21 protein-coding genes are annotated in these 15,355 nt (G+C 68.4%); 15 read left to right on the plus strand and 6 right to left on the minus strand.

The features are described 5' to 3' along the window. The first annotated feature begins 552 nt into the window (after window positions 1-552). The 3 genes from IO20_RS0120095 (at window position 553) to IO20_RS40790 (ending at window position 2,954) form a co-directional block, all read left to right on the plus strand. Window positions 553-1,887 (plus strand): AI-2E family transporter, encoded by a 1,335-nt coding sequence (locus tag IO20_RS0120095; protein ID WP_030552508.1) that lies wholly within the window; start codon window positions 553-555, stop codon window positions 1,885-1,887. A 409-nt stretch (window positions 1,888-2,296) separates the two neighbouring features. Next, the gene (locus IO20_RS42380) at window positions 2,297-2,617 is read left to right on the plus strand and encodes an STAS domain-containing protein (RefSeq protein ID WP_157850791.1); all 321 of its coding nucleotides are present in this window, start codon (window positions 2,297-2,299) and stop codon (window positions 2,615-2,617) included. A 163-nt stretch (window positions 2,618-2,780) separates the two neighbouring features. After that, the gene (locus IO20_RS40790; RefSeq protein ID WP_169749530.1) at window positions 2,781-2,954 is read left to right on the plus strand and encodes a hypothetical protein; all 174 of its coding nucleotides are present in this window, start codon (window positions 2,781-2,783) and stop codon (window positions 2,952-2,954) included. A gap of 207 nt (window positions 2,955-3,161) precedes the next feature. Here the strand turns inward: IO20_RS40790 and IO20_RS0120105 are convergent, their stop codons facing one another. Both IO20_RS0120105 and IO20_RS40360 read right to left on the minus strand, forming a co-directional pair. Continuing rightward, a complete protein-coding gene (locus tag IO20_RS0120105; RefSeq protein ID WP_030552510.1) occupies window positions 3,162-4,271 on the minus strand; it encodes an SRPBCC family protein in 1,110 nt (369 codons plus the stop codon). Between the two features lie 3 nt (window positions 4,272-4,274). After that, the gene (locus IO20_RS40360) at window positions 4,275-5,258 is read right to left on the minus strand and encodes a hypothetical protein (RefSeq protein WP_030552512.1); all 984 of its coding nucleotides are present in this window, start codon (window positions 5,256-5,258) and stop codon (window positions 4,275-4,277) included. A 217-nt stretch (window positions 5,259-5,475) separates the two neighbouring features. On the opposite strand from IO20_RS40360, the gene IO20_RS0120115 reads away from it, so the two are divergent. The 8 genes from IO20_RS0120115 to IO20_RS0120150 all read left to right on the plus strand — a co-directional run bounded on the left by IO20_RS0120115 (window position 5,476) and on the right by IO20_RS0120150 (window position 9,292). Next, entirely contained in the window at window positions 5,476-5,850 is a 375-nt protein-coding gene (locus tag IO20_RS0120115; RefSeq protein ID WP_030552514.1) for a gas vesicle protein GvpO, read from the plus strand. 28 nt (window positions 5,851-5,878) lie between these two features. Further along, entirely contained in the window at window positions 5,879-6,355 is a 477-nt protein-coding gene (gene gvpJ / locus IO20_RS0120120) for a gas vesicle protein GvpJ (RefSeq protein ID WP_030552516.1), read from the plus strand. Between the two features lie 3 nt (window positions 6,356-6,358). Next, window positions 6,359-7,078: a GvpL/GvpF family gas vesicle protein gene (locus IO20_RS0120125; RefSeq protein WP_030552517.1), complete on the plus strand. Its 720-nt coding sequence runs from the start codon at window positions 6,359-6,361 to the stop codon at window positions 7,076-7,078. A 42-nt stretch (window positions 7,079-7,120) separates the two neighbouring features. Continuing rightward, window positions 7,121-7,369 carry a gas vesicle protein GvpG gene (locus tag IO20_RS0120130; protein ID WP_030552519.1) on the plus strand — a complete coding sequence of 83 codons (249 nt, stop codon included), beginning with the start codon at window positions 7,121-7,123 and terminating at the stop codon, window positions 7,367-7,369. 75 nt (window positions 7,370-7,444) lie between these two features. Then, entirely contained in the window at window positions 7,445-7,813 is a 369-nt protein-coding gene (locus tag IO20_RS36730) for a gas vesicle protein GvpJ (RefSeq protein WP_037635903.1), read from the plus strand. Further along, entirely contained in the window at window positions 7,810-8,664 is an 855-nt protein-coding gene (locus tag IO20_RS0120140) for a GvpL/GvpF family gas vesicle protein (RefSeq protein ID WP_030552523.1), read from the plus strand. Before IO20_RS36730 ends, IO20_RS0120140 begins: the two co-directional genes overlap by 4 nt. Beyond that, entirely contained in the window at window positions 8,661-8,879 is a 219-nt protein-coding gene (locus IO20_RS0120145) for a gas vesicle protein (RefSeq protein ID WP_030552525.1), read from the plus strand. Before IO20_RS0120140 ends, IO20_RS0120145 begins: the two co-directional genes overlap by 4 nt. Continuing rightward, window positions 8,876-9,292: a gas vesicle protein K gene (locus tag IO20_RS0120150; protein WP_030552527.1), complete on the plus strand. Its 417-nt coding sequence runs from the start codon at window positions 8,876-8,878 to the stop codon at window positions 9,290-9,292. Before IO20_RS0120145 ends, IO20_RS0120150 begins: the two co-directional genes overlap by 4 nt. A 143-nt stretch (window positions 9,293-9,435) precedes the next feature. On the opposite strand, the gene IO20_RS38705 is transcribed toward IO20_RS0120150, so the two are convergent. After that, window positions 9,436-9,789: a transglycosylase family protein gene (locus tag IO20_RS38705; protein WP_078946084.1), complete on the minus strand. Its 354-nt coding sequence runs from the start codon at window positions 9,787-9,789 to the stop codon at window positions 9,436-9,438. Window positions 9,790-10,143: 354 nt separating this feature from the next. On the opposite strand from IO20_RS38705, the gene IO20_RS40365 reads away from it, so the two are divergent. Next, window positions 10,144-10,602, plus strand: a complete 459-nt coding sequence (locus IO20_RS40365; RefSeq protein WP_030552529.1) for a hypothetical protein — start codon at window positions 10,144-10,146, stop codon at window positions 10,600-10,602. Window positions 10,603-10,844: 242 nt separating this feature from the next. On the opposite strand, the gene IO20_RS42010 is transcribed toward IO20_RS40365, so the two are convergent. Beyond that, window positions 10,845-10,967, minus strand: coding sequence for a hypothetical protein (locus tag IO20_RS42010; protein ID WP_281181666.1), 123 nt, complete (start codon window positions 10,965-10,967; stop codon window positions 10,845-10,847). A gap of 317 nt (window positions 10,968-11,284) precedes the next feature. On the opposite strand from IO20_RS42010, the gene trxA reads away from it, so the two are divergent. Then, a complete protein-coding gene (gene trxA / locus IO20_RS0120170; protein WP_030215029.1) occupies window positions 11,285-11,650 on the plus strand; it encodes a thioredoxin in 366 nt (121 codons plus the stop codon). Window positions 11,651-11,793: 143 nt separating this feature from the next. Here trxA and IO20_RS0120175 read toward each other — a convergent pair whose 3' ends face one another. Together IO20_RS0120175 and IO20_RS0120180 are read right to left on the minus strand one after the other, a co-directional pair. After that, entirely contained in the window at window positions 11,794-12,087 is a 294-nt protein-coding gene (locus IO20_RS0120175; RefSeq protein WP_030215032.1) for a hypothetical protein, read from the minus strand. Window positions 12,088-12,104: 17 nt separating this feature from the next. Then, window positions 12,105-13,139: a LacI family DNA-binding transcriptional regulator gene (locus IO20_RS0120180; RefSeq protein WP_030552531.1), complete on the minus strand. Its 1,035-nt coding sequence runs from the start codon at window positions 13,137-13,139 to the stop codon at window positions 12,105-12,107. Between the two features lie 155 nt (window positions 13,140-13,294). On the opposite strand from IO20_RS0120180, the gene IO20_RS0120185 reads away from it, so the two are divergent. Next, entirely contained in the window at window positions 13,295-14,593 is a 1,299-nt protein-coding gene (locus tag IO20_RS0120185) for an MFS transporter (RefSeq protein ID WP_030552533.1), read from the plus strand. Between the two features lie 42 nt (window positions 14,594-14,635). Further along, window positions 14,636-15,343: an alpha/beta fold hydrolase gene (locus tag IO20_RS0120190; RefSeq protein WP_030552535.1), complete on the plus strand. Its 708-nt coding sequence runs from the start codon at window positions 14,636-14,638 to the stop codon at window positions 15,341-15,343. Window positions 15,344-15,355 lie beyond the last annotated feature (12 nt).

Consider the following 15,355-nt stretch of genomic DNA (forward strand, 5'->3'; position numbering starts at 1 on the left):
GCCGCCCGCGAACTTGCGGCCGACGCCGAGCCTCTCCACCCGGTCCCGCTCGTCAGCGCGACGAGGGCGGCCCCTATAGCGCCTAGGTACTCCAGGGGCAGCCAGCCTCGTGTGCGAAGCAGGCGCACCAACGAGGAGGCCAACCGTTCGATCCCCGTGGTCTGCTTCTCATGCCGTTCCGCGACCGCCTGGTGCCCCTTGACGCGCCCAACGCAGGTCTCCAGGGCCCATCGCCGGTGGCGGCCCCCGCAAGCGACCCTCGACGCCCGGCAGCTGGCCCGTCGGGCATGGTCATGCCCGGGCGGCCCATGGAGCACGAAAGTCGGTGACGCGTCAGAAGAGGGCGGACCGCACGGCGGGGGGTGAAGTGCGGCCCGAGGGCGATGCGGTGGCCCTGCCCTTGAGGGCGCGGTCGAGGAGAAAGGCTCGTCGACATTCTGTGGAATCTCAGCAGCAGTCGGGTCAGCGGTCATGCGCCGGGGTGCCGTAGGGCCGGGCACGCGCGAGCCTAGAGAAAGTTTTCCCTCTCGTACGACTCGGAGGTTCTCCGCAGTGGACCAACCTCGACCACCTCGCCTGCCCGGATGGCTCGGGCGGGCGAAGAACAGCGCCGCGAGCCTTGGCGAGCGTCGGGCTCGGCTCCAGGCCCAGCGGGAAGCAGAGGACGCAGGAGCAGGGGAGGACTCGCTTCTCCCGGAGCTGCGCCCCGGTGACGATCCCGGAGCACGGGGTCCCGCAGCTGCAGTGCCCTGGGCGGTTCGGGTGGCCGCGGAGGCTGGGTGGCGCTTCCTGGTGCTAGCCGCGACTCTCTGGGTTCTGATGAGGGTCATCGGTGCGGTACGGCTGGTCGTCCTTGCATTCGTGGTCGCGCTTCTGGTCACGGCGCTGCTCCAGCCGACGGTCGCCCGGCTGCACCGAAGCGGACTCTCCCGTGGCGCCGCCACGGTGGTGACGGCGACCTGCGGATTCGTGCTGCTCGGTCTGGTGGGGTGGTTCGTCGTCTGGCAGGTGCTCGACAACCTTGACAACCTTTCCGAACGCGTCCAAGAGGGGATCGACGAACTCAAGCAATGGCTGCTCGACAGCCCGCTACACGTCACGGAAAAACAGATCAATGACATCGCTGACAACCTGAGCGACACCATCGGCAGCAGCACGAGTGAGATCACGTCCGCAGGACTTCAAGGTGTGACCGTGCTGGTGGAGGTGATCACCGGGCTGTTGCTGGCCATGTTCGCCACGCTGTTCCTGCTGTACGACGGCAGGCGCGTCTGGCTGTGGACGCTCAAGCTTGTCCCCGCAGCGGCACGCCCCGGAGTCGCCGGCGCCGGCCCGCGTGCCTGGCGGACCCTCACTGCCTACATCCGCGGCACCATGATCGTAGCCATGATCGACGCGGTCTTCATCGGTGTGGGCATCCACCTCCTCGGCGTGCCACTCGCCCTGCCCATCGGCGTGGTGATCTTCGTGTCCTCCTTCGTGCCCCTGGTCGGCGCCGTCGTCTCGGGAGCACTCGCCGTCGTCGTCGCACTCGTCACCGAAGGGGTCTTCACCGCGCTGATGGCATTGATGGTTGTCCTCGTGGTGCAACAGATCGAAGGGCACGTGCTGCAGCCGTTCATCCTGGGCCGGGCTGTCCGAGTCCACCCGCTGGCCGTCGTCCTGGCCGTTGCCACGGGAGGCACGGTTGCGGGTATCGGGGGAGCCGTCGTGGCGGTCCCACTCGTCGCCGTGGGCAACACCGTGGTCGGCTACCTGCGCGCCCACCCCCCTGCGAGCGCGGCGGCCGCGGCGATCCCGCAAGATTCCCCGGCCGGGGACCAGGAGGCGAAGGGCGAGAACGGCGGGGACGAGAACGGCAGGGACGAGAACGGCGGGGACCAGTGAGTTCGAGAAGATCGGCGCTCCAACGCCGGCGTTCGCTACGGTTCGGCGCCGCGCGCGTTTCCTCAATGACCGGTTCTCCCCGCTCAGCCCAGTTCGATGCCGTTGGCGAAGTTCGCTACGCGGATCCGCATCTGGAAGGCGCCGCACACGGCTCCTCCCCGTAGTCGTTCCCTTCCAGCATCGGGATCGGGTGGCACCGTGACTGAGCCATGGACGTCTCGAGCATGGTCACGCGGCCTTCCCTGGCCTGAGCCTGGTCATGATCGACAGGCGGGCAACCGCTACCGCGCCGCGTCGATGAAAGACGGTGCATGATGCGATTCCCCTTGCGGTCCCGGTCCCCTCGGGCCGCGCCCGGGGCGCGGCCGACCTACGGTCCTGGCTGGCGAGCACGCTCAGCGGGGCCAGCATGACTCATCTGCCCGAGAGCGGGGATGGCGCACTTGTCCTCGTCCTGGCCGGCGAGTTCGACAGTGGAACCATGGCGCCGTTCCGCAGAGCCTTGGCCGATGCCCCATCCGCCCAGGCCGCACGACCGATGATCGACGTGTCCGGAGTCGGCTACGCATCCTCCGGTCTACTCCGACTCCTCGTACACGCCAATCGCCGACTCCCCCGGTTCACGGTGACGGGCCCTCTCCCCCTCACCTGCGCCGGCTCCTGGAACTCAGCGGAGCGGTGGCGATCCTCCGCATCACGCCCGGACATCGAAGCGGCGCGCCGCGCCTGAGGCCGACGCCCCGCTCCATCGCGCGCTGGTCCGAAGCCGCCGCCTCCTCCATGGGTGTCACAGCCACGCGACGACCTGGCCCATGAGCTGCAGGCAACCGAAATCTGCGCGTATGCCTGTTCTCACCCGCCCCGGGTAAGGGCGTATGTGGAAAGGGGCGGACATGAGTGCCAGCGAGAAGGTCAAGGCCAAGGCCGAGCAGGTGATCGGGAAGGTGGTCAGGAAGACAGCGCATGCCCTAGGCAACGAAACCACTGCGGCTAAGGGCGCCGCGCTGGAAGCCCGCGGCAAGGGCCGTCATGTAAAGGAAAAGGGCAAGGGCACGTTCAAACTCTGACCATGCCAGATCGGCGGCGGCTGCCGCCCGATGGATGGTGCGACGGTGGAGAACGGCAGGCAGGGCGCTCGAGCGGTCTCATCGATGCGGGTGACTGGGACCAGAACTCCCGAGGGGTACTGCTGAGAAGGGGCGACGTGGACGTCGCCCCTTCTCAGCAGTACCCCTCGGGCCCCCGGCCCTCCGGCCCCGTGACCGTGCACGCCACTACCGTCGACGGCGCGGACGGCTTGCGTCCTCGTCCTCGGCTTCGTCCTCGTCGTCCTCTTCCTCTTCCTCTTCCTCTTCCTCTTCCTCTTCAGGAACATCCTCCTCGGCGTACTCCTCCTCGCCCTTGGCGTAACTACCGTCGGGCTCTTCGTCTTCCTCAGGCTCTTCCTCCTCGGGCTCTTCGCCTTCCTCGAACTCGCCGTCCTCTTCCTCGTCTTCGTACTCCCCTTCCGCCTCGCCCGCGTCTTCGTCTTCCTCTTCGTCTTCTTCGGACTCCCCTTCCTCCTCCATCGCCTCTTCGTGGGTGACGACCACCTCGCCGTCCCGGATCTCGCCACGCCAGCCCTCCGGCTCGTCGGTGGTGAGTGAGACGTGCCGCAGGAAATGCTTGAGGTCCAGGCGCAGGCGGCGGCCTTGAGCGCGCCACAGGTTGCCGGTCTTCTCAAAGAATCCGGAGGGGTAGTACTCCACCACCACGACGATGCGGGTCAGCGACGGAGCGAGCTCGTGGAAGCTGACGCAGCCACGGGTGCTTCCCTTGGCGCCTTCGGAAGTCCAGACGATCCGCTCGTCGGGGACCTGCTCCTGAACTGTGGCCTTCCAGCCCCGCGTCGAAGGCCCGACCTTGACTTTCCAGTCGCTGGTGGTGTCGTCGTTGCGCGAGACGTCGCGAACGCCCTTGGCGAAGCCACTGAAGTCCTCGTACTGCGACCAGTGGTCATACACGGTGCGCAGCGGCAGGCCGACGTCGATGAACTCGACGATGTTGATGACCTTCCCGCCGCTCTTACGGCCCTTCTTGCCCTTGCCGAAGATTTGGGAGGCGGCGCCGGTCACCTTGTCCTTCAGCCCACTGAAGCCCTGGCCCATCATCGCCTTCATGGGCGAGTCGCCCTTAAGCATCCGCCCCCCAATACCGGCGACGTCAGAGAGCTTCCCGTCGCCCTGCGCCACGTCCGAGAGCTGATCGGTCACCTCCCCCAGCTTGTCCGACGCCTTGTCGGCAAGCTGCCCGGCTTGGGCTCCCAGGAATGACTTCAGCTCTTCGAGCAGCTGGTCCATTCCCGACTTGGGTTCTTGCGCGCTGGCGCGTTCTGACTGTGCCATGACCTACCTCCGCGTGGACGGCTTGCGGCCTGAGGTCTTCTTCGCCGCCGCTTTCCCGGTCGCCGCCTTGCGTGCGGGTGCGCGCGCTGTGGTCTTCTTCGCCGGCGCTGTCTTGCGTGCCGGTGTGCGCGCCGCGGTCTTCTTCGCCGGTGCCGTCTTGCGTGCCGGTGTGCGCGCCGCGGTCTTCTTCGCCGGTGCCGTCTTGGCCGCCTTCTTGCCAGCGGTCTTGGCCGACGCCGCCTTCTTGGTCGGCTGGGCCTTCTTGGTCGGCTGGGCCTTCTTTGCGGCTGCGGCGCGGGCTGGAGGCTTCTCCGCTGAGCCCTTCTTCGCCGCGGTCTTCTTCGCCGCCGTCTTCTTGGCGGACGCTGCGGGTTTGGCGCTCGGTCGCCGCGCCCTACGGGGCCGGGGCTTTTCCTGAGGCTTTTCCTCTTCCTCTTCCCCCTCCTCTTCCCCCTCCTCTTCCTCTTCCTCTTCCTCCGGCTCGTACGCTTCCTCCGCTCCTTCCTCTTCCTCCTCCGGTTCTTCTTCCTCTTCCTCTTCCTCCTCCGGCTCTTCTTCCTCTTCCTCCTCCTCTTCGTCTTCTTCCTCCTCCTCGGCCTCCGGCTCCGCGTAGCCCTGTTCGTCGTCGTACTCGTCCTCGTCCTCGGAGGGCTCCTCTTCTTCCCTCTTGCCCGCGCTCGCCAGATCGAGGGTGCGGTTGTGGAGCGAGTCGGCGAGGTCGCCGAGCTTGCGATTTGCCGCAGCTCCCAAAGCCTTCTTGCCCGCGTCCAGTGCCTCACCCCGCAGCTGTTCGCTGAGTTCAGCGAACTGGGGCGTCTCCTTGAGCTTGCCGAGGCCCTCCATCATGAGTTGACGCGGGTCAAGGCCGAAGCGGCGGCCGGCGAGGTACGTGGCCACTGTGAGTGCGAGGCGGCCCTTCTTGGTGCGTCCGAGTACGTAGCCCCCGGCCACAGCGGCCGCGAGCGCGTATTTGGTCGTGTCCTGCATGAGCTGCATCCCTTCACCAGGGCGTTTGCGAGCTGTACGTCGCCGCCCGGGAATACCGTCCGGGCCTGCGGACCGTGCGGTGGTGTTCTGCGTCGGCAGCCGAAGAAGCAGCTCCGCTCAGAGGTCTCTACACCGCCCACCCCCGACACGGGGGATATGTCCCTATATGATGACATTGTAGTTTCAGCGAGCGATGTTCCCCCAGTGGAGTGACCACATGGCCGCAGCAGAGCCGACACGTCCGAGGAGAGTACGCCCCCGCCCTGCTGAGGACGCCGAGGAACAGAAGCGGCCGTCGGAACGCCGTGCTTCCGCCAAACGGCCGTCAAGGGCTCTCAACGCGCCTTCGGCGATGCGTTCCGCAGCTGGGCAACTGGCCCAGCTCCTCGGGAGGCCCCCAGACTCCGTCTCGTCGCTCAAGCCCACCGAGGACGGCTGGGAGGCACAGGTGGAAGTGGTGGAACTGGAACGCATCCCAGACACGACCAGCGTGATGGCCAGCTACAAGGTCGCCCTGGATCCCGAGGGGCAACTGATGTCCTACGAACGAACCCGCCGGTACAGCCGAGGCATGATCGACCGGCCGACCTGACGACGGGCCGCCCGGGAAAGGAGGCGCCATGACCATGGTGCCGCAAAGCGGCAGCAGCGTAAGCAGGGGCGGAGGCGGCACAGGCGGCAGCAGCCTCTATGACGTGTTGGAACTCATCCTCGACCGCGGTCTGGTCATCGACATTTTCATCCGCATCTCAGTGGTGGGCATCGAACTCATCAAGATCGACGCCCGCATCGTGGTGGCCAGCGTCGACACCTACCTGCGGTTCGCCGAGGCATGCAACCGGCTCGATCTCGAAGCAGGCCGAAAGGCACCCGCCCAGCTCCCCGAGGTCGTCGGAACCATGATGGAAGGCGGGGCCAAGGGCAAGGCCAAGGGCGCACTCAGCGGGGCGGTCGATACCGTGACCGAATCGCTTTCCGGCAAGTCCGCCAAGCAGGAGGAGCCGGAAGAGGAAGAGCCCGAAGCAGAGCCAGAGGAAGAAGCTGCCCCCAGGAAGCGGCGTCCCGCCCGGCGCCCGGCCCGTCGGGAGAGGGAGTGACCGATGGCCCTCTATGTGTACGCGATCACCGGTGAGGATCATCCCCACCGCCTTGACGGTCTGACCGGAGTGGGCTCCCACCCCTCACCCGTGCGTACCGTCGCCGCCGGACCCCTGTGCGCGGTGGTCAGCGAGATCTCCGAAGAGATCCGGCCCAAGCGCAGGGACCTCCAAGTCCATCAGGAGGTGCTGGAATCTCTCATGGCCGATGCCGTGGTCCTGCCACTGCAGTTCGGCTACTTCGCCTCCGACGATCAGACCGTCCAGCAGGCCCTTGAAGAGAACGCGGACAGTTACATCGCCACTCTCGCGCGACTTGACGGCTGCGCCGAGTATCACGTGAGGGCTACCCAGGCGGACGAGGACGAGCTGCTGCGTCAGATCCTGCAGGACTCCCCCGAGGCGAGGGATCTGAACGACCAGATCCGTGCCGGCGCGCAGGACCCGCAGCTGCCCCTCACGCTGGGGGAACTGGTCGCCCGCGAAGTGCAGGAACGCCAGGATTCGCTGGCAGCGGAACTCGTACAAGCGCTGGTTCCCTACGGCCGAGAGCACGTCACCCATCCGCCCTCCAGCCCCGACTTCCTCAACCTGTCGCTGCTGGTGCCCCACGACCGGACAGAGGACTTCCTGGCGGCGGAGGCCGGTCTCGCTCAACAGATCGAGAGCGGCGTGGACTTCCGGCTCACTGGCCCATTGCCCCCGTACAGCTTCGTTCAGTGACCCGGCGACCCCGGAACGGAGAAAGAAAGGAGGACACTCGCCATGGGACTGTTCTCAGGCCTGCTCACCCTGCCCATCGCACCGGTGCGGGCAGTCGTGTGGGCCGCCCAGCAGGTCGCGGAGAAGGCCGAAGACGAGTACTACGACCCGGCCCCGGTATGGCGCGAACTCGCCGACCTGGAGCGGCGACTGCTGAACGACGAGATCGACCAGGACACATTCGACCGCCGGGAGGACGAGCTGATCGACCGGCTCGACGAGATCGCAGAGTTCCGCCGACAATTTCCCTGACGGGAAAGCGAGGCCGTCATCGTGTCTGAGCCACAACCCAGCCGACTCGGATCCTTCCCGTCCCGCGCCGCCCCGATGCCATACGGGCAAAGCACCTCCAGCCTCGCCGACATCCTGGAGAGGGTCCTGGACAAGGGCATCGTCATCGCCGGGGACATTCGCATCAACCTTCTCGACATCGAACTGTTGACGATCAAACTCCGGATCCTGGTCGCCTCCGTGGACAAGGCGAAGGAGATGGGCATCGACTGGTGGGAGCACGACCCCTCGCTCTCCTCGCGTCACACCGGCAGCCCCCTCGAGCAGGAGAACCGGCGACTGCGCGCCGAGCTGGAGGCCCTACGCCGTGAACGCCTCGATGGCGAAGAGTTCCCACCCCGCACCACCAGCGAGGAACCCGAGGGAAGTGCGGGCGATGAGACCGCGCGGGGGCGCAGGCCATGACCACACCCGACGACGCCCTCACCTACGTCTACGCTGCAGCCCCGCTCACGACAGGCCTCCGAGACGCCCTGATGGGCCTCCGGGGGATCTACGGGTCCCCTGTCCTGTTCGTCACCGCACCACCCGGCACGGGCGGCCCAGAGCCGCCCCTGGCCTTCGCCACCAGCCACGTACCACGGCGTGACTTCAACGAGAGCGCGCTGAAGAACCACTTCGAGGACCTGGAGTGGCTCGAGGATGTCGCCCGCGCCCACCACGACGTCGTACAGGCCCTCTCCGTCCACGCCACAGTCCTTCCCCTCCGCATGGCCACCGTCTACCAGGACGACGACCGCGCCGGCCAAGCTCTTGCCGAGCAGCACGACGCATTCGCCGAAAGACTCGCCCAGCTCACCGCCCACACCGAATTCGGCGTGAAGATCTACCTCGCGCCCCCCGCGGCCCCGGCCGGCACCGGACCCCTCCCCGACACCGACGCCGGCGCTGCCACTACTCCGGGCAAGGCATATCTCCAGCGCCGTAGGGCTCAGCACAACGCCCAGGAAGCCGTGTACAGCCAAGCGCAAGAGGCCGCCGGAATCATCGAAACCGTCGCCTCCCAATACGCCTCGCAGCACGTGCGACACCCCACCCAGCGCGGCACCCTGACCGGGCCCGTCGAAAACGTGCTCAACGACGCCTACCTCGTCCCCGACGCCTACGCGGAGCCGTTCCGGGCCGCGATCGAGAGGGCCGTCGGCGTCTTCGATGGCATCCGTGTCGAAGTGACCGGCCCCTGGGCGCCCTACTCCTTCGCCACGCCACCGGTCGAGCGCCGGAACTCAGCCCCTGGCGAGGAGCACGGCTCATGACTCTCACGGAGCACGGAGAACCACTTCCCGGGCGCCAAGTGGCGCTGGTGGACCTCCTCGACCGGTTGCTCAGCGGCGGCGTGGTCATCACCGGCGACATCGTTCTGTCCATCGCCGACATCGATCTCGTCCGGATCTCACTGCGCGCGCTCATCGTGTCCGTCAGCTCCGAGAACCGCCCAGGCACGGGCGGCGCAGGAGGGCGGCCAGCATGAGCGAAGAGCACCACGAACGGCACAGCGCCACGTCACCGCACCCCGTTCCCGACCTCCATGACGTCGGTGACTCCATGTCGCAAGCCTTCCGGCTCATCCAGGCGCCTCCCTCACCTCACGACGCGCCCCCGCGTACGGCTCACCGTATGTACACCGACCGCGACACAGTGGAAGAGGACCTGCTCAAACTCGTCCTCACCCTGGTCGAACTCCTGCGTCAGCTCATCGAGCGCCAGGCGTTGCGCCGCGTGGACGCAGGAGACCTCACAGACGAACAGGAGGAGGAGCTGGGAGCCACGCTCCTGGCGCTCCACGACCGGCTGGCCGATCTGTGCGCCCAGCACGGCTACGCGCTGGAGGACCTCAACCTCGACCTCGGCCCACTGGGACCTCTGCTTCCACCCCAGACCTGAAAACTCACAGACTGAGGCCAGCCCGGAAAGCAGTACCCGTCAGGCCGAACTCTGCATGGAGGACGCACCACTGCCCAGTCGGCCGACCGGCTGGCTCGGGATGGCGGAGGTGGACACCGCGACCGCCCGCCGTCCATCGGTTCCTACCGGCGGGCACAGGTCCAAGCACCCATACCCTGCAACGCAGCCAGCCTCTTGGCCGTGGCGATCTGCTCCGACTTCGTAGCCAGGTCGGCTCGGGCAGCGTACCTAAGGCCACCCGCGGCCCTCCAGCTCGACCGGGTGAACTGCAGGCCGCCGTAGTGCCCATTGCCCGTATTGGCACGCCAGTTACCACCGGACTCGCACTGGGCGATCGCATCCCAGTCGACCCGAGGTCTCGAAGAGTGAGCGGCCGCATCGGCGGAATCGGTCAGTGCTGCCTGACACAGGAGCACTGCGCAGAGCAGGGCCAGGACTGTGCTTCCGGTTCGCTGGCTGTCTCGGAAACGAAACATCGGTCCTCCTTCGCTGTTCGGGCAGACCAGCCAAGCGCGTCCGGCCAATCCCGCCTGTGGCTGTCGGGCCATGCAGGCAGCACAGCACGCCTCCATGCCGTCTCCCGGCCCTATCCGACAGGCGAACGGCCAACGCCACCCGTTCGGCCGCCACAGGCGTGGCTGTCGGGCGCACCACGTCTTAGCCGTGTCCGAACGAAGTAGGAGCACCAGCTCGGCGCCGCGCGTTCAGCCTCTCGCCGCGCGATCCTTGAAGGAGGGCCCTTCGACCGCTGGCTCGCCCTGAGGATCGGGGCCAGCTCGCGCCAGCAACAAAGCCGGTGGCTGTGATGGCCGGGATGGAGAAGCACACCGATGAACAGTCAGCACGACGGTAACGAGTCCTCGTTCCCCTCTGGAGAGCCGCCAGAGGCCGAGTACACAGCGGGCGAACCCGGCCAGGTCGACGAGCCGTCGGCCGGAGCCCACGGCAAGACCACGGCCAAGGAGAAGGCTGCCGCGGTCAAGGAACACAGCATCGCGAAAGCCAAGCAGGCCACCACGCAGGTCCGTGAGAAGGCCGGCCATACAGCTGAGCTGGCAAAGAGCAAGACGCCTGAGCCGATCCTGCACACAGCAACACAAACCGCAGCGCACGTCCGCGACACCGCATACCGAGCCGGCCACCTCGCGGCCGACAAAACCCCCGACGCAGTCCGCGAGAAGGCTGCACACGCGGCGCACGCGGCAGGATCCAAATGGCCCCCACTGCTTACAGCGGGGATCGCCCTCCTCGCCTTTCTCCTCGTGCGCCGCAGCCGGCGCAACCGCTGAAAGCACCGAGAGGACCACGAAGGTCTTCCAGGGCCCGGCCCGCGGGAGGCGGCAGGTTTTCAGGGTGGCCATGGCTTGCTCGCCAAGGGCCCGCCGCCTCCGTCCGAGCCGACTGGCAGAGGCACTTCGCGTCCTTCTGCAGCGAGGCCCTCTCCTTCTCCTTCCCCAACTCACGACGCCCGCGGCACGGTGCCAGGCGATCCCGGCCTGACCCGAAAGACAGGACCTAGCGATCACGCTCGTCAGAGGACCTGTCGGGAGCAACCATCGGCGGGGCCCCCGAGGCGTTTGCGGTGCGGGACGACGAGGCCGGTGTTGATGTACGCGCCGTCGTCGGGGACGGTCAGGGCGAGGCGCGCGGTCACCTCCCGTTTTGGCCCTCCGGCGCGGGCGCCTCAGCGCTGACCACGAGGCACAGCACGGACGCGGTGTGCTCGTACGGGTCGGCCTGTTCCTGCGCGGAGTCGGGAAGCGGGTCGAACGGGGGCCGGGTCGATGGGGTCTGCGCTCTGTCTGCCACTCGCCGTCCATGCGTCACTTCACGTGATGGCTGGTAACGACACGGTGCTCGTTCGTTCTCGGGGTTAGGCTCGCCATAGGGCCCAAGTGTTCCGCTGTGCTCCCGCACCGTCTCGGGAATCAGCCAGGATCGCACCATCTACGCAGGTCGGAGACAGGAAGCATGAGTACCGTAGAGCTCACCAAGGACAACTTCGACGAGATCGTGAGCGGCAACGAATTCGTCCTGATCGACTTCTGGGCTTCCTGGTGCGGTCCCTGCCGTCAGTTCGGGCCTGTCTTCGAGGCGGCCTCGGAGCGCCACCAGGACCTGGTGTTCGCCAAGGTGGACACCGAGGCGCAGCAGGAGCTGGCCGCCGCGTTCGAGATCCGCTCCATCCCGACGCTGATGATCGTGCGGGACAACGTGGCCGTGTTCGCGCAGCCCGGGGCGCTGCCGGAGACCGCGCTCGAGGACGTCATCGGGCAGGCGCGCAAGCTGGACATGGACGAGGTCCGCAAGTCCATCGAGGACTCCAAGGCGAAGTGACCCACCGCGAGGGGGGGTACGGGAGAGGCCTCCCGTACCCCCCCTCGCGTGCGGACGGGGACGGTTCACGATCTTGGGGGCGCGTTCCGGCCATTCGGCGTGGCAGCCGGGTAACGGGGCAACGCCTACCTCAAGGGGCATTTTCAGCCCGTAGGGCCCGGCGCCCCTCGGTCGCGTGCCGCCGGGCGGACCAGCGCCGTCAGGCCGTAGTCGAGCTCGCGCCCGTCGACGAGGAGCGCCTCGACCGTCCGCGTCTCGGGGTCGATGTCGGCCATCACCCCGTGCCCCTCGTAGATGGGGTAGCCCGACTCGCCGCGTCGCCCGGTCGCCTCGACGACGGCCGAGCGGACCGCGCTGTCCGTCACGGAGGCGTCGCCCCGGTCCTCGACGTGCGAGGGCACCAGCAGGATCTCGAATCGCTTCGGAACTGTGCTCATGAACCGACGCTAATCGGTCAGCTGGACTCCCGCCGGACGACCCGCGAGGCCATCAGGTCGCTGGTACGGGGCGGGGCCTCCGGCTCCCGTACGGCCCGGTCGACCAGCTCGGCGAGCTCGCGGCCGATCACCATGTCGATCCGCACGGTGCTGAGCCGCGGCCGCAGCAGCCGGCCGAGGAGCAGGTCGTCGGCGCCGACGACGGCGGTCTCCGCGGGCACCGCGACGTCCGCGTCCTGGAGCGCCCGCATCAGGAGCATCGCGTACTCGTCGTTGTAGGCGAAGACGCCGTCGAGGCCCAGCGCGCGCCAGCGCGCGGCGAGCGCGTTCGCCGACTCCTCCTCGTACCGCAGGGGCAGGGGTACGACGGTGGCGCCGGTGCCCGCGACGGCGCGCCGGGCTCCTTCGAGTCGGGGGCCGGAGAACATGGCGAGTCCCGGCTCCTCGGGCACGACGACGCCGATCCGGCGGCGGCCGGTCTCCACCAGATGGGCGGTGGCCGCCTCGCCCACGCGTCCCTGGTCCATGACGAGGGCGTGGGCGCCCTCGACCCGCTCGGTGCCGAGGGTGATGACGGCTCGCGCCCCGGACCGCTTGAGGATCTCGACCCCCTGTCCGGTGAGGCGGCTCTCGCCGAGCGCGACCACGGCCACCGGCCGGAGTTCGGCCCAGGCGCGGGCGGCCTCCTCGGCCTCCAGGCCGACGCTGCCGTACTGCACCACGGTGTAGTCGAGGCGCCGCAGGGCCCACTGGAACTCGTTGAAGAACTGGCTGTACAGCGGTCCGACCTGGACGTGGGGGGTCGGCAGCAGCACCATCCGGCTGTGGCCGGCGCGCAGGCTGCGGGCGGCGGCGTGCGGCACGTACCCCAGCTCCTCGGCCGCCTCGCGCACCCGTCGGCGGGTGGGTTCGCTGATGCGGACGGCCGAGGTGTTGTTCAGGACGTACGAGACGGTGGCCCGGGAGACGCCCGCGAGACGGGCGACATCGGCGCTGGTCGGGACCGCGCGCCCGGCGGGGCGTTCGGAGGGCTGTTCGGTTGACTGGCTCATCGCTTCGGCATCTTTCCAGAACGATCCGGCACAGGGTCTGGCGGATGGCCGGAATCCGGTGCTACACAATGCTGACACGCGTCACTGACACGTGTCACCCTCTCGCTCGATCCGCTTCTCGCCCCCTCGTCGGGCGATCTCCTCAGGAGGGCACCGTGGCCCTTTCGTCCCCAGGGACCGGCTCGTCCGGAACATCTGCCGCTTCCGGCTCGGCCGGCCAGTCCGGAACATCTGGCTCGTCCGGAACGTCCGGCACCTCCGCCCGGCCCACCCGTGGTCTGCTCCCGCTGCTCCTCGCCGGGAACACCGCGATGTACGCCCTCTACGTCGGCGTCCCGGGCATGCTCCTCGCGCTCCAGATCGAGGAGATCGACCCGGCCGGGAAGGTGGCGAACTTCGGTCTGGTCTCCGGCATATCCGCGATCTTCGCCACCGTCTTCAACCCGGTCGCGGGCGCCCTCTCCGACCGCTCGGGCCGCCGCAACCCGTGGATCCTCGCCGGCGGACTCCTCGCCCTTCCGGTGATGCTGCTCCTCGGCAGCGTCCACACGATCCTGCTGGTCACCATCGCCTGGTGTCTGGGCCAGGCCGTCATGAACGTCTACCAGGCCGCCCTGACCTCCGTGGTGCCCGACCGGGTCCCGGTGGCCGCCCGCGGCAAGGCCTCGGCCGCCGTCGGCCTCGGTCTCCCCGTCGGCTCGACGATCGGCGCCCTCGTCGGCGCGGCCTTCTCCGAGCACTACCGCACCGGCTACCTCGTCTTCGGCGCGATCGTCGCCGCCACCGCCGTGGTGTTCACCGTCCTCGCCCGCGAGGAGCGCATGCCGGCCAAGGCCCCGCTGCCGGTGAAGGAACAGATCACCGCCTTCGGCAGCGCGCTCAAGGACCATGACTTCCGCTGGGCGTTCATCGGCCGCGCCCTCCTCGTCCTCGGCTACTTCGCCGTCGCCGGATTCCAGCTGTACATCCTCAAGGACCACACCGCTCTGCCCGGGGGCCTGACCGCCGAGGGGGCCGTCGCGATCCTCGCGCCGCTCACCGCGGTCGCCATGGTGGTCTCCACGGTGCTCGGGGGCTGGCTCTCGGACCGGTACGACCGGCGCAAGCTCTTCGTGGGCGCCTCGGCCGCGCTCGCCGCCGTCGCCCTGCTGATCCCGGCCGTCTCGACGAGCTGGACGGCGATGCTGGCCTTCGCCGTCGTCAACGGACTCGGCTTCGGCTGCTACATGGCCGTCGACACGGCCCTGGTGACCATGGTCCTGCCCAAGGCCGAGGACGCGGCACGTGACATGGGTGTCCTCAACGTCGCCAACGCGGGCCCGCAGATCGTGGCCCCCTTCGTGGCCTCGCTCGTCGTCTCGCTGAGTGGCGGGTACACGGCGCTGTTCCTCGTCGCGGCCGTACTGTCGGTACTCGGCGCGCTCGCCGTGCGCCCCATCCGCAGCGTGCGCTGACCCGCGTACGCGCCCGTGAAGCACCGTCAGAAAGGCCGCACCGTGCGCCTGCACACCGCCACGTGGGGTTCCGGCGACCGGATCGCCCTGCTCGTCCACGGCATCATGGCCGACCACCGCACCTGGCGGCGGGTCGGACCCGCGCTCGCGGCGCGCGGCTACCGGGTGATCGCGGTGGACCTGCGGGGACACGGCCTGAGCGGGCGGGCTTCGGGGCCTGCGGAGTACCGGCCGGAGGACTACGCCGACGACCTCGTCGAAACCCTCCCGCCCGGTGCGGAGTTGGCCGTCGGGCACTCGCTCGGCGGGCTCGTCCTGGCCCGCGCGATCGACCGGCTGAAGCCTGCGCGCGCGGTCTACTCCGACCCCGCCTGGCATCTGGCGGCGGGCGCCGACGGCTACCGGCCCGAGCTGTTCGTCCGGGGCAAGTCGATGCCCCGGGAACAGATCAAAGAATTCAACCCGCACTGGGCGGACGAGGACCTCGCCACCGAGATGGCGTCGGTACGACTCTGGGACGAGCGGTCGGCGTACGGACTCCTCGACTTCGTGGGGGCCGACCTGTGGCCGGCCCGCGCGGCCGTTCCCTCCCTGGTCACCCTCGCCGACCCGAGCATGCTGGTCTCCCCCGGCGACGCCCGGATGCTCAATGGCCGCGGATTCACCGTGCGTACGGTGGAGAAGTCGGGCCACACCATCCACCGGGACGACTTCGACGGGTTCATGTCCGCTCTGCACGGCTGGATCTGACGTACCGTTCAG

The sequence above is a fragment of the Streptomyces exfoliatus genome, from assembly GCF_000725545.1.
Lineage (GTDB): Bacteria > Actinomycetota > Actinomycetes > Streptomycetales > Streptomycetaceae > Streptomyces > Streptomyces exfoliatus.

Bases quoted from the DNA above. Each gene is read 5' to 3' on its own strand.
- IO20_RS42380 (WP_157850791.1), top strand. From the start codon at position 2,297: ATGACTCATCTGCCCGAGAGCGGGGATGGCGCACTTGTCCTCGTCCTG.
- IO20_RS40790 (WP_169749530.1), top strand. From the start codon at position 2,781: ATGAGTGCCAGCGAGAAGGTCAAGGCCAAGGCCGAGCAGGTGATCGGG.
- IO20_RS0120105 (WP_030552510.1), bottom strand. From the start codon at position 4,271: ATGGCACAGTCAGAACGCGCCAGCGCGCAAGAACCCAAGTCGGGAATG.
- IO20_RS40360 (WP_030552512.1), bottom strand. From the start codon at position 5,258: ATGCAGGACACGACCAAATACGCGCTCGCGGCCGCTGTGGCCGGGGGC.
- IO20_RS0120115 (WP_030552514.1), top strand. From the start codon at position 5,476: ATGGCCGCAGCAGAGCCGACACGTCCGAGGAGAGTACGCCCCCGCCCT.
- gvpJ (WP_030552516.1), top strand. From the start codon at position 5,879: ATGACCATGGTGCCGCAAAGCGGCAGCAGCGTAAGCAGGGGCGGAGGC.
- IO20_RS0120125 (WP_030552517.1), top strand. From the start codon at position 6,359: ATGGCCCTCTATGTGTACGCGATCACCGGTGAGGATCATCCCCACCGC.
- IO20_RS0120130 (WP_030552519.1), top strand. From the start codon at position 7,121: ATGGGACTGTTCTCAGGCCTGCTCACCCTGCCCATCGCACCGGTGCGG.
- IO20_RS36730 (WP_037635903.1), top strand. From the start codon at position 7,445: ATGCCATACGGGCAAAGCACCTCCAGCCTCGCCGACATCCTGGAGAGG.
- IO20_RS0120140 (WP_030552523.1), top strand. From the start codon at position 7,810: ATGACCACACCCGACGACGCCCTCACCTACGTCTACGCTGCAGCCCCG.
- IO20_RS0120145 (WP_030552525.1), top strand. From the start codon at position 8,661: ATGACTCTCACGGAGCACGGAGAACCACTTCCCGGGCGCCAAGTGGCG.
- IO20_RS0120150 (WP_030552527.1), top strand. From the start codon at position 8,876: ATGAGCGAAGAGCACCACGAACGGCACAGCGCCACGTCACCGCACCCC.
- IO20_RS38705 (WP_078946084.1), bottom strand. From the start codon at position 9,789: ATGTTTCGTTTCCGAGACAGCCAGCGAACCGGAAGCACAGTCCTGGCC.
- IO20_RS40365 (WP_030552529.1), top strand. From the start codon at position 10,144: ATGAACAGTCAGCACGACGGTAACGAGTCCTCGTTCCCCTCTGGAGAG.
- trxA (WP_030215029.1), top strand. From the start codon at position 11,285: ATGAGTACCGTAGAGCTCACCAAGGACAACTTCGACGAGATCGTGAGC.
- IO20_RS0120175 (WP_030215032.1), bottom strand. From the start codon at position 12,087: ATGAGCACAGTTCCGAAGCGATTCGAGATCCTGCTGGTGCCCTCGCAC.
- IO20_RS0120180 (WP_030552531.1), bottom strand. From the start codon at position 13,139: ATGAGCCAGTCAACCGAACAGCCCTCCGAACGCCCCGCCGGGCGCGCG.